Raw genomic sequence first — 230 nt, forward strand, 5'->3', positions numbered from 1 at the left:
CTGCCCGCTTATCCACCAGTGGCTTGCCTGATGTCGATCTTCTTATCCGTACCAGTGGCGAATGCCGGATCAGTAACTTCATGCTGTGGCAGACCGCCTATGCCGAGTTGTATTTCACACCGCAACTCTGGCCTGATTTTGATGAAAATACCTTAGCCGATGCCATTGCCTGGTTTATGGATCGGGAGCGTCGTTTCGGTTGTACGGGTGAACAAATAAAAAAGTTACTG

The 230-nt window shown here is 49.6% G+C and carries 1 protein-coding gene; it reads left to right on the forward strand.

Features of this window, described 5'->3' with window-relative positions; translation table 11 throughout:
• Nucleotides 1-230 (forward strand): undecaprenyl diphosphate synthase family protein (locus R0J87_RS25345; protein WP_498889780.1); only part of this gene is annotated, 230 nt, incomplete at both ends.

The organism is Halomonas sp. SIMBA_159 (assembly GCF_046536035.1).
GTDB classification, from domain to species: domain Bacteria; phylum Pseudomonadota; class Gammaproteobacteria; order Pseudomonadales; family Halomonadaceae; genus Vreelandella; species Vreelandella venusta_A.